Raw genomic sequence first — 9,704 nt, 5'->3', positions numbered from 1 at the left:
GGCACAAGGTCGGCGTCCCGGTGCTGCCCGCGGGTGGGCAGGGGAACGCGCGTCCGCAGCCGGTTACGTAGCGGTCGGCACCGTCTCGCGCGGCGCCGGTGCCTGGGGCCTTCCCTCGGCCTGTGCCCTGCCGAGCCGGTGGAGGCGGGCCGTGCACGCGATGCCGATCGCCGAGATGGCCATCAGCATGGCGGCCGGCGGCCAGTAGTGACCGCCCGCGGCTGCCGCGAGGGAGACCGCCGCGAGGGGGGCGAGGCCACCGAAGATCATGTTGCAGATCTGGTAGGAGAGGGAGATGCCGGTGTAGCGGACGTGCGGCGCGAAGCCCTCGACGAGGATCGACGCGATCGGCCCGTACAGCGCGGACATCACCAGACGCATGGCCAGCATCATCAGCCAGATGAGGAAGACGCTCCCGGTGCCCAGCACCATGAACTGCGGCAGGGCCAGGACGATGACGCCCGCGAGTCCGGCGATGACGACCTTGTGCGAGCCCACCCGGTCGGCGAGCCACGACAGCCAGGGAGTGACGAGGAGTTCCAGGAACGCCGCCAGGGTGAGACCGTTGAGCAGCATCGACTCCGACAGGTGGAGGTCGCCGGTGCCGTACGAGAGCAGGAAGCTGGTCACGACGTAGTAGCCGCCGGTCGCGGTGGCCAGGGCGAAGACGCCGATGAGGACGGTCCGCCAGGCCTTCTGGAAGACCTCGACCACCGGCAGTTTGGTCTCTTCCTCCCCGTCCTTCGCCTGCTGTTCCTTGCGCACCTCCTCCATGACCGGGGACTCCTCCAGCTTGACCCGGACGACCAGGCCCACGATCACCAGCACGGCGGAGGCCAGGAACGGTACGCGCCAGCCCCAGCTCATGAACGCGTCGTGCCCGAAGAGGTTCATCAGGCTGAAGGCGCCGGTCGACAGCAACGCGCCGACCGAGGAGCCGAGTTGGGCGAACGAACCGAAGAAGGCGGCCTTGCCGCGCGGGGCGTTCTCCACGGCGATCAGCACCGCGCCGCCCCACTCACCGCCGATCGCGACGCCCTGGATCAGTCGCAGCACGATCAGCAGGATCGGCGCGAGAGCGCCGACCTGGGCGTATGTGGGCAGCAGGCCGATGGCGAAGGACGCGACGCCCATCATCACCAACGTGATGACCAGGGTCTTCTTGCGGCCGACGCGGTCGCCGATGTGCCCGAAGACGATGCCGCCGAGCGGGCGCAGCAGAAAGCCGACGGCGAAGGTCGCGAAGGCGGACAGGGTCCTGAGGTACGGCGACATGTCCGGCGGGAAGAACACGTCGTTGAAGACGATCGCCGCGGCGGTGGCGAACGCGTAGAAGTCGTACCACTCGATGGACGTGCCTGCCAGCGCCGCGACGGCGGCTCTGTACGGGCTCTGCCCGGTGGTGGGCCGCGCGGATGGGGATGGGGATGGAGATGCGGCCGGGGATGGGGACGGGGACACGGTGCCTCCGGGGGCGGGAGGGGCGGCGGAAGGTGCGTGAGTGGGGGAGCGGGGAGGTGGTGGGTCAGCGGCCGGGGGCTGCCCAGGCGCGGGTGCCGCCGATCCAGGTCTCGCGTACGCCGATGGAGGCGAGTTCCGCCGGGTCGGTGGTGAGCGGGTCGTCGGCCAGGACGACGAAGTCGGCGAGCATGCCGGGGGCCAGGGCGCCGACGGCGTGTTCGCGGTGCAGGGCGCGGGCGGCCGCGGCGGTGTGCGCGTGCAGCCCGTCGGCGACGGGCATCCGCAGCGAGGCGTCGCCGAGGACGGTGCCGAGTACGGTGCGCCGGGTCGCGGCGGCGGAGACGGCCTCCAGCGGGGCGGGCGGGGCGACGGGCGCGTCCGAGCTGAACACGACGGGCACTCCGGCGGCCAGGCAGGCGCCTGCCGGGTTGTAACGGTGGCCGAGGTCGCCGACGGCGGTCAGTGTGCCGTCGCCGGTGCGCAGGTGGTGCTGGGGCTGCATGACCGGGACGACGCCCAGCCGGCCCATGCGGGCGATCTGTTCGTCGGTGGGCAGACCGGAGTGCTCGATGCGGTGGCGGATGCCGGGCCGCTCGCGGTCCGCCTGGGCCTTCTCGACGGCGTCGAGGACCATGCCGATGGCGTACGGGGACTGGGCGTGGGTCGCGGTCTGGAGCCCGGCGCGGTGGGCGCGGCCGACGAGTTCGGCGTACTCCTCGGCGGAGTGGTACAGCTGCCCGTGGTGGCAGCAGTCGGCGGCATAGCCCTCGGGGAAGTACGCGGTCCAGCCGCCGAGGGTGCCGTCGGCGTAGAACTTGACGCCCTGGACGCGGAACAGGTCGTCGCCGAAGCCGTTCACGACGCCCAGTTCGAGCGCGGTGTCCAGGAGCGCGGAGGTGAGGTACGCGGAGACGCGCAGGCGCAGTGAGCCGTCCGCGCGGGCGCGCAGGTACGTCTCCATCTCGCGCCGGGACGCCTGGGCGTCGCCGACGGTGGTGACTCCGGCGGCGAGGAAGACCTCCTGGGCGCGCTGGAGGTGGTCGGCCATGATGGCGTCGGGCTCGGAGAGGTGGAAGTTCGGGCCGTGGTTGCCGATCTTCACGCCACCGGGGCCGGTGAGCAGGTCGCAGGCGGCGTCCCAGAGCTGTCCGTCGGGCTCGCCGGAGGCGGACCGGCCGATGCTGCCGCCCTCGGGGTCGGGGGTGCCCGCGGTGACGCCGCAGGTGCGCAGGGTGTGGGAGTTGACGACGCCGCCGTGGCCGGAGGCGTTCATCACGTACACCTCGCGGTCGGTGGCGACGCGGTCGAGGTCGTGGCAGGTGGGGTGGCGGCGCTCGGCGAGGCGGCGGTGTTCGTAGCCGAAGCCGCGCACCGGGACCCCGGCTGGCAGTTCGCGGGCCGCTTCGGTCAGGACGGCGACGAGCGTCTCGATGTCCGGTACGCGTTCGGGGCGGCAGTCGACCCAGGCGAGTGCCTGCCCGTACATCACGGGGTGGCAGTGGGCGTCGACGAAGCCGGGGTGGACGAGGCCGCCGTCGAGTTCGAGGACGTCGTCGGCCCGGCCGCCGAGCGCGGCGCGGGCGTCGTCGGTGGTGCCGATGTGGACGACCCGGCCGCCGCGGACGGCCAGTGCCTCGGCGCGTTCGGTGGTACCGGGGGCGGCGACGGCGGCACCGGTCACCAGGAGCGTGCGGTCGGCGTCGTCGAGGGGGTGGTGCATGAGAGGGCCTGCTTTCGACCTGGGACGTCCATGAGGGAGGCCGTACACACGGAGAGTCCGTGACGACCGATTCGTTCGCATGGACGATATGCAGCAGACGATGTCTTGCCTAGACCTCCAGCTAACAAATTTTTCGGAATGTGATGTGGGTTTTGGCTTACGTATCGTCTGGCATCCCGCTCAGGAGCCGGGGGCGGTGAGGTCGTACCGCTCCTTGACCAGCTCCAGATGGACCCAGCTCTCCACGGCGCGCACGCCCGCGCACGCCCGCATGTCCTCCAAGGTGTCGCGCACCGCGATGAGCGACTCCGCGCTGATCGTCCCGACGAGTTCCGCGCGCCCCATGCAGGCGGACAGGAACGAGACCCGGTCCCATCCGCCGATATGCCGCGCGATGGTGTCCCGCTCGCCGTCCAGGCGTACGGCGAATCCGCACAGGACGCCGAGCCCCAGCAGATCGGGGCGGACCAGTGCGAGCACCTTGGCGACGCCGCCGTCGAGGAGGCGCAGGGTGCGGGCGCGGGCGGCGCCGGGCGATAGTCCGACGCGCTCGGCGAGTTCGGCGAAGGGCAGTCGCCCGTCGCGCTCCAGTTCGTCCAGGATCAGCCGGTCCGTCGCGTCCAGTTCCGGTACATCGGGCCGGCCCGCCAGCAGGTAGGGGTCCTTGAGGTGCTGGAGGGAGATCAGCGGGTCCACGACGTCTACGCCGTCCAGCGAGCGGATCGACTCGATGGCCCGGTCCAGCTCCGCCAGCCCCTTGGTGCGCAGCTCCGCCATGATCGCGCGGCTGCCCGCGGTGAGGGTGACGAACGGCGCCTGCGGCATGGCGGCGATCGCGCGTGCCACCGGCTCGGCCGGTCCGCTCACGCCGATCGACAGATGGGCCGAGGCGGTCAGCTCCCGTACGGCGGGATGCACGACGGCCACCACGCGTACGCCGCCGCCCGCCAGCAGTCGCTGCACGCGGGCGCGGGTGGCGGGGCGGGAGAGTCCGACGCGCTGCGCCAGTGTCTCGTACGTCAGGCGGCCGTCCGTCTGCAGTTCGCGGACGACGGCCAGATCGGTCCGGTCCAGATCCACCTGGGCGCTTCCCCTCGGTTCGGTTGCCCGGGGGCGGGCGCACCCGGGGCGGGCCCCATTCTTGACCACCGGCGTGCGGGAGCTACGGGGGATGGGCCGGGTGATGCGCGTCACCGGCGTACGCATCACTGTCTCTGGACAATTCTGCCGAATGAAACGTAGGTTCGGCGCAACTGAGACGAACGAATCAGTATTTCGCTGTGGCTGAAGGCCCGGAGGAGCTTGTGCAGCTTGAGGAGGATGGGATGAGCCGCCCCCTGGTGGTGTTCACGGACCCCGAGGAACTCGATATCGGTCCGGGGGTGCGGCTGCTGGCCGAGGCGGGCTTCGACACCCGGGTCGTGGGCAGCCGGGACCCGGACGTGATCGCGGCGGCCGCACGCGACGCCGTCGCGCTGATCGTCGGCTACGCGCCGGTGGACGCCGCGCTGCTCGACCGCCTCCCCGGTGTGCGGATGGTGGCCACCATGTCCGCCGGGTACGACATGATCGACACCGCGCAGGCGCTCCGGCGCGGAGTCTGGGTGAGCAACCTCCCGCATGCCGCGACCGAGGACGTCGCCGTGCACGCGCTCGCCTCCGCGCTCTGTCTCGTGCGCGCGCTGCCCCAGGCCGACGCCACCGTGCGAGGTGGGGGCTGGAACACGGAGTTCGCCGAACTGCCGCGCCGGGCCGGTGAGCTGACGCTCGGCCTCATGGGGTTCGGGCGCATCGCGCGAGAGCTGGCCAGGATCGCGGGTCCGGTCTTCGGGCGCGTCGCCGCGTACGACCCGCACGCCGACGCCGCCGGGTGGCCGTCCGGCGTCGAGCGGCTCGGCCGGGACGAGCTGATCGCCTCCTGTGACGTGCTCTCGCTGCACACGCCGCTGACCGCGCAGACCCGCGGCATCGTCGACGCGGAACTGCTCGCCCGTATGCGGCCGGGCGGCTACCTGGTGAACGTCGCCCGCGGTGAACTCGTCGACACCGCCGCGCTGCTGGCCGCGCTGGACGGCGGACGGCTCCGGGCCGCGGCCCTGGACGTGTTCCCGGTCGAACCTCCGGCGCCGGACGACCCGTTGCGCGCCCACCCGCGCATCCAGCTCTCCCCGCACAGCGCCTACCTGTCCGACACCTCGCAGCGGGCGTACGTGTGCGCGCCCGCCGAGAACGTCATCGCCTGGCACCGCACCGGGCGCCCGCTGACCCCCGTGGTCGACCCGACGCTCGAAGGAGCCCCCTCGTGACCGAACTGCCGACCGTCCACGACACGGACGTCGCCGAGAAGAGCGGCGCGGGTCTCGCCGAGGAGACCGACGCGAACCTTGCCGAGGAGACCCGGCTGCGCCGCGAACTCGCCGCCGTATACCGGCTCGTGGCGCACTTCCGGATGACCGACCTGATCTTCACCCACATCTCGCTGCGGCTGCCGGGGCCCGATCACCACTTCCTGATCAACCCCTACGGCCTCCTCTTCGAGGAGATCACCGCTTCGAACCTGGTCAAGATCGACCTGTCGGGCAATCCGGTCGAGCCCACGTCCCACCCCGTCAACCCCGCGGGCTTCGTCATCCACAGCGCGATCCACGCCGCGCGCGAGGACGCGCACTGCGTCCTGCACACCCACACCCGGGCCGGCTGCGCGGTCGCCGCTCAGCGCGACGGGCTGCTGCCGTTGAACCAGATGTCGATGGAGTTCTACAACCGCGTCGGCTACCACGACTACGAGGGCGTGGCCCTCAACCTCGACGAGCAGAAGCGCCTGGTCGAGGACATCGGCAGCCATCCGGCGCTGATCCTGCGCAACCACGGTCTGCTGACGGTGGGCGGGAGCGCGGCCCAGGCCTTCCTGCGCATGTACTACCTGGAGAAGGCCTGCGAGATCCAGGTCACCGCCCAGGCGGGCGGCGGACCGCTGACCGTTCCCCCGGCCGAGACCTGCGAGTACACCGCCCGGCAGCTCGCGGGCGACGCGGACGCGGACAGCGACCTCCAGGACGATGTCGCCTACGACCTGGCATGGGCGGCCATGCTGCGACTGCTGGACCGGGTGGCTCCGGACTACCGGGACTGAGAGGGAGGATCTTCGAGGGCTCTTGAGGGACTTCGGGCGGAGAGACCGGATCAGAGCTTCTTGCCGCAGAGAATGCGGTCGTTCCTGGCGAGGTCGGAGTCGAAGATCGGGTTCTCGGTGAACATGGCGTCGGCTTTGTAGTCGCACGGGTCGTCGAAGCCGAACGCGAACCCGTCCTCAACGATTTTTATGATCTTGTGGGTCGCGCCGTTCTTCTTGCCCTTGGTCCGGCAGGCGGCCTCCGTGATCACGTCCCCGTTCTTCCCGTCGCTGTGCACGCAGTCGCCGAGCTCGATCCTGGGGCCGCCGCCCCCGCCGGGATCGCCGGGGTGCGGAGGCTTCAGGTTGCGCATGCATGCGTAGCCGTCACCTGCCACCTGTGCGCCCTCCGGGGCGCCGAGACCGATCGACGCATCGATCGCGAAGTCCGTGTGATCCGGGCAGGTGGTACCCGACAACGGCTCGGCGTTGCCGGTGCTCATCCGGCCGGTCACCCGTGCGACGGCCTCGGGGTCGCCGCACGGGACCTCGCGGTAGGCGCCCGTCCGGCCGGGTTCGGGAGCAGCGCACTCGTCGATGGCAAGGAACTCCGTGCCGTAGGACGGGTTCACACTCGGGGTCGGCGAGGCGGTGGGGCTGCCGGACTCCTTGTCCGATGCGCGGTACCCCGTCGCCTTGCCGCAGCCGGTGATCAGGGCGAGCAACGCGGCCGCGGCCGCGATGGCTGCCGATGCCCGTACGGCCGAGGTGGTTGATCCGGCGCCCTTGTGTGTCCGCACGTTGCCCCCTCCAGGTTTCGATCTCAGATCTTACGATCAATTGCCTTCGGGGGGCCGCGAGTTGTTGGCTCGGCGCGTGCGGAATCAGTAGGTGAGGGCGTCGGCCATGTCGCTCTGCCAGTAGGTGACGAAGCCGTTGTCGCCCCAGGAGGTGCCGGCGGGGAGGGTCAGCTCGGCGGGGGCGCCCGTGGAGCCCTGGTTGGCCTTACCGGTGAAGTACACCGTGAGGTGGGTGCCCTTGTGCAGCTCCTGTCCGTCCGGCTCACCGGACAGCCCGATCGACGCGTAGGCGGACTGACCCGGCGCAAGGGTGACCACGGCCTGCGGGATGCTGTCGCGGAGGACCGGGAAGGCGGCCTGGGCGTCGTCGAAGCGGAGCGCCGGCGCGTGGTACGCGTAGCAGGGTACGGAGCCGGTGTTGGTCGCCGTGAGCAGCAGGTGGTTGATGGGACGGCTCACCTTGCTGATGGTGACCTTGGTGTTCGAGCCGGTGCAGGTGACGGTTGACTTGCTGCCGCTGCCGCTGCCGCTGCCGCTGCCGGTGGTGCCGGCGCCGCTCTTCTCGCTCCTGCTGCCGCCGGTGGAGCCCTTGGAGGTGGCGGAGGCGTTCTCGGCGGGGCCATTGGCCGTGCCGCTGTTGGTGTCCTTGGTGTCCTCAGCGTCCTTGGCGTCCTTGCCCGTGTCGGGGGCGGTGGCGGTGGTGCTTGCCGCCGGAGCCGCCGCCCCCGCCTTCTTGCCGTTGTCCGTGTCGTCGCCGCCGCAGGCGGTGAGCGAGAGGGCGGCCAGGAGGGCGGTCGCGGCGAGGGCGGTGGTGCGGATGTGGTTGCTGCGCATGCTGGTACTCCCCGTGTGTGGGCTGGTGATGTCGTTCGGTCAGTTGTGGCAGATCAGGACCATGACGATCGCGGTGGACACGATCACCACTCCGATGGCCACGGCATCGATGAGCTCGATGCGGTAGTGGATTCGCACTGCGTTGTCCCGGTGGTCGCTGCGGTGTGATCACAGATTGCGGGGCGGCGGAATCCGAGCGCAACGCCGAACAGCCCATTGGGGAAGCTGGAATGCCTGCGCGTACTGTGACCTGGGCAGATTCCACGTCCCTGGAACGGTGTTCCGGGACGGACCAGGAGGGGGAACGCCGAAGTGGCGACGCCGGAGGCCGGGGAATTCGCGGCTCTGCTGAAGGAACTGAAGGACCGTTCGGGGCGCAGCTACGGGGTTCTCGCCGGGAGACTGCACGTCAGCACGTCGACGCTCCACCGGTACTGCAACGGTGATGCGGTGCCGAACGAGTACGCCCCGGTGGAACGGCTGGCGCGGTTGTGTGCGGCGAGCCCGGAGGAGCTGGTGGAGCTGCACCGGCGATGGATCGTGGCGGATGCGGCCCGGCGGCGCCCGGCCGCGGCTGCTCCTGCGGCTGCTGAGCCGGTGCGGGACGCGGCTGCGGGACCGGTACGGGACGCGGGTTCGGAGCCGGGACGGGATGCGGTTTCGGACATGGTTTCCGACTCGGGTCCGGAGGCGGTTCGCGGCTCCGAGGCCGAGGCCGAGGCTGGTGGCGACGCGTCCGCGCTCACGCTCGAACCCGAGCCCGCGATCGTGGCCGGTGGGGCGAGCCGGCCCAGGCGGTTCCTGGCCTCGGCACGGGCGCGCGTGCTGCTCGCGGCCGTCGCCGTCGTCGCGCTGACCGTGCCCACCTCGATCGTCGTCAGCAATCTGTCGGGTACGGACAAGGACGATCTCAGTAACGCCCCCGCCGTGGACGCGAAGGACCCGGGCGAGGCCGAGCTCGCCGGGCCCGGCCACGACGCGAGCGCCACCGCCTCACCGAGCGGGGCGAAGAAGTCGGGCAAGCCCGTGCCGTCCGGCTCGGCGACCGTCTCGTCCCCGCCGTCCGGCGGCGCCTCCGCCACGACCGGGGGACGTGGCACGGGATCCGGTTCGGGTGGGCAGCAGAGCGGGGGCGTGCCGCTGACCGCCACCATCAGCTCGTACAACTGGGAAGAGCCCTGCGGCCAGAACTACGTTCTGGACCAGAAGCCGGAGGACGTGCCTCCGCCGCCCTCGCCGCAGGGCACCCGGGGCTGGGCCAAGGCGCTCGGCGGGGTGGACGGCGGCAGCATGCAGCTCGAACTCACCGTGCAGGGGAAGTCGGGGCAGGCCGTCGTGCTGACCGGACTGCATGTGCGGACGCTGTCCCGGAAGGCGCCGCTGGCGTGGTCGGCGTACTCGATGGGCGAGGGCTGCGGGAGCGGCATCACCCCGCAGTCCTTCGACATCGACCTCGACGACGACCGGCCGAACCTCACCCCGGTGGCGGGGCAGCAGGGGGACGTGCGGGTGCCGCCGAAGGACTTCCCGTTCCAGGTGTCCTCCACCGATGTGGAGGTGTTCGACCTCAAGGTCCACGTCGAAGGGCACGACGTCAGCTGGTACCTGGACCTGGAGTGGAGCAGCGGCGGCCGGACGGGGATGCTGCGCATCGACGACGGCGGGAAGCCGTTCCGTACCAGCAGCATCCAGGCGCGGCCGCAGTACATGTACCGGTACGACACGGCCCAGTGGGTGACCAAGGAGTGGGACTAGCGTCCCTCGTGGTCACGGCCAC

At 71.1% G+C, this 9,704-nt stretch carries 8 protein-coding genes; 3 read left to right on the top strand and 5 right to left on the bottom strand.

What is annotated here, in order from left to right:
- Positions 1-63: 63 nt before the first annotated feature.
- The 3 genes from ACFU8Q_RS04085 to ACFU8Q_RS04075 all read right to left on the bottom strand — a co-directional run bounded on the left by ACFU8Q_RS04085 (position 64) and on the right by ACFU8Q_RS04075 (position 4,261).
- Positions 64-1,461, bottom strand: coding sequence for an MFS transporter (locus ACFU8Q_RS04085; RefSeq protein ID WP_384447423.1), 1,398 nt, complete (start codon positions 1,459-1,461; stop codon positions 64-66).
- 64 nt (positions 1,462-1,525) lie between these two features.
- Positions 1,526-3,181 (bottom strand): amidohydrolase, encoded by a 1,656-nt coding sequence (locus tag ACFU8Q_RS04080; RefSeq protein WP_384447422.1) that lies wholly within the window; start codon positions 3,179-3,181, stop codon positions 1,526-1,528.
- A 180-nt stretch (positions 3,182-3,361) separates the two neighbouring features.
- Positions 3,362-4,261, bottom strand: coding sequence for an Lrp/AsnC family transcriptional regulator (locus ACFU8Q_RS04075; protein WP_384447420.1), 900 nt, complete (start codon positions 4,259-4,261; stop codon positions 3,362-3,364).
- A gap of 245 nt (positions 4,262-4,506) precedes the next feature.
- Between ACFU8Q_RS04075 and ACFU8Q_RS04070 the strand changes: the two genes are divergently transcribed.
- Together ACFU8Q_RS04070 and ACFU8Q_RS04065 are read left to right on the top strand one after the other, a co-directional pair.
- Complete coding sequence (locus ACFU8Q_RS04070) at positions 4,507-5,487, top strand: C-terminal binding protein (RefSeq protein WP_384447418.1); 981 nt, start codon at positions 4,507-4,509, stop codon at positions 5,485-5,487.
- A complete protein-coding gene (locus tag ACFU8Q_RS04065; protein WP_384447415.1) occupies positions 5,484-6,314 on the top strand; it encodes a class II aldolase/adducin family protein in 831 nt (276 codons plus the stop codon). Before ACFU8Q_RS04070 ends, ACFU8Q_RS04065 begins: the two co-directional genes overlap by 4 nt.
- A 50-nt stretch (positions 6,315-6,364) precedes the next feature.
- Here the strand turns inward: ACFU8Q_RS04065 and ACFU8Q_RS04060 are convergent, their stop codons facing one another.
- The gene (locus ACFU8Q_RS04060; protein WP_384447412.1) at positions 6,365-7,093 is read right to left on the bottom strand and encodes a hypothetical protein; all 729 of its coding nucleotides are present in this window, start codon (positions 7,091-7,093) and stop codon (positions 6,365-6,367) included.
- An 84-nt stretch (positions 7,094-7,177) separates the two neighbouring features.
- Entirely contained in the window at positions 7,178-7,927 is a 750-nt protein-coding gene (locus ACFU8Q_RS04055; RefSeq protein WP_384447410.1) for a DUF4232 domain-containing protein, read from the bottom strand.
- Positions 7,928-8,239: 312 nt separating this feature from the next.
- Here ACFU8Q_RS04055 and ACFU8Q_RS04050 point away from each other — a divergent pair, with 312 nt between their 5' ends.
- The gene (locus tag ACFU8Q_RS04050; protein WP_384447408.1) at positions 8,240-9,682 is read left to right on the top strand and encodes a helix-turn-helix domain-containing protein; all 1,443 of its coding nucleotides are present in this window, start codon (positions 8,240-8,242) and stop codon (positions 9,680-9,682) included.
- Positions 9,683-9,704 lie beyond the last annotated feature (22 nt).

Origin of the sequence: Streptomyces sp. NPDC057543 (genome assembly GCF_042801895.1) — a bacterium.
Lineage (GTDB): Bacteria > Actinomycetota > Actinomycetes > Streptomycetales > Streptomycetaceae > Streptomyces.
This window is presented reverse-complemented; position numbering and strand designations above follow the sequence as displayed.

Excerpts from the sequence above, each read along its gene's own strand:
- ACFU8Q_RS04080 (WP_384447422.1), bottom strand. The coding sequence starts at position 3,181 with ATGCACCACCCCCTCGACGACGCCGACCGCACGCTCCTGGTGACCGGT.
- ACFU8Q_RS04070 (WP_384447418.1), top strand. The coding sequence starts at position 4,507 with ATGAGCCGCCCCCTGGTGGTGTTCACGGACCCCGAGGAACTCGATATC.
- ACFU8Q_RS04055 (WP_384447410.1), bottom strand. The coding sequence starts at position 7,927 with ATGCGCAGCAACCACATCCGCACCACCGCCCTCGCCGCGACCGCCCTC.